This is a genomic window from Camelimonas sp. ID_303_24, from assembly GCF_053543495.1.
Genome location: NZ_JBLLJM010000060.1, coordinates 1 through 1,515 on the forward strand (window position 1 = coordinate 1; position 1,515 = coordinate 1,515).

At 57.4% G+C, this 1,515-nt stretch carries 1 protein-coding gene; it reads right to left on the minus strand.

Features of this window, described 5'->3' with window-relative positions:
* Positions 1-74 precede the first annotated feature (74 nt).
* A protein-coding gene (locus ACERNI_RS17960) for an IS3 family transposase (protein ID WP_448834594.1) occupies positions 75-1,426 on the minus strand; the annotation gives its coding sequence in 2 pieces (ribosomal slippage) (positions 75-1,090 and positions 1,090-1,426; 1,353 coding nt in all).
* Positions 1,427-1,515: the final 89 nt, after the last annotated feature.

Here is a 1,515-nt window from a genome sequence, read left to right on the forward strand (position 1 = left end):
TGTCCGTCGTCGAATAATTTGAGACTTTTGGGGCTCTGGAAGAATGGAGTTTCCGGCTCGGTTTGCGGGTTGATTTAAGCCGCTTTGGCTTGGTGGTTCAAGCGGCGCTGTCTGATGGTTTCTCGTTTGATCCTTTCGCGTTCGAGCAGGATGGTCTGGCCGCGCCCGAAGTAGACGTCGGCCGGGGTGAGATTGTCGAGGCTCTCGTGGTATCGCCGGTGATTGTAATGCTCCACGAAGGCCGCGATCTGGGCTTCGAGGTCTTCTTTGAAGAAGTAGTTTTCCAGCAGGATGCGGTTCTTCAACGTCTGATGCCAGCGTTCTATCTTGCCCTGCGTCTGCGGATGACCCGGAGCGCCGTGGACCTGGCCAATGTTGAATCTCTCCAGCCATTCACCGAGATCGGAGGCGACGTAACACGGGCCGTTGTCGGACAGCAGGCGCGGCCGGTGCTCCACCTTGACCTTGTCGCAGCCTGAGGCGGCCAGCGCCAAGTCGAGCGTGGCGGTGACATCGTCTACCTTCATGCTGGTGCACAGCTTCCAGGCGATGATGTATCGCGAGAAGTCATCGAGAATGGTCGACAGATAGAACCACCCCCAGCCGATGACCTTCAGGTAAGTGAAGTCGGTTTGCCACATCTCGTTCGGCCGCGTGGTCTTGTCCTTGAATTCGTCGTTAGCCTTGATGACGATATAGGCTGGCGACGTAATCAGGTCATGCGCCTTGAGCAGGCGATAGACCGAAGCCTCTGAGACAAAATAGCTTTCTGTGTCGGTGAACTTCACGGCCAGCTCGCGCGGCGACAGATCGGCGTGATCCAGCGCCATGGTGATGATGCGATCCCTGATATCGTCGGGAATGCGGTTCCAGACCCGTGACGGCGCGGACGTTCGGTCTTCCAAACCCTCGACGCCATGGGTCATGAAACGATCATACCAGCGATAAAAGGTCGGCCGTGGAATGCCGAGCTTGTCGAGGGTCTGCCTGACTGGCAAATGCGACTGCTCGACAATCCGGATGATCTCAAGCTTTTCAGTGGCGGGATATCTCATTCGTCGTCGCCCCCATGCCCGATCATGCTTTTTTTAAGCAGGCGGTTCTCCAGGGTGAGGTCGGCCAGCGCCTCCTTCAGGTCACGGCTCTCCTTACGCAGCGCCTTCACTTCGTCACTCGTTGCCGAACGGGCAGTGTCGCCGGCAAGCCGCTTCTTGCCCGCTTCGAGGAATTCCTTCGACCAGCTATAATACAGGCTCTCGGCGATCCCCTCGCGGCGGCAGATCGCGGCAATGCTGTCCTCACCACGCAGACCTTCCAGCACAATACGAATTTTGTCCTCGGTCGAATGATGCTTGCGCGTGGCGCGGCGGATGTCCTTGATCGTCTTCTCGGCCGTCGATGTCTGCGGCCCGGATTTCTGTCTCATCTTCGCTTCCTTTGATAGAGCTACGATGAGCCGAAAATCCTCTCTTCTCAACTAAGCCAGGTCTGTCTCATGGGCGCTGATGTCGGACA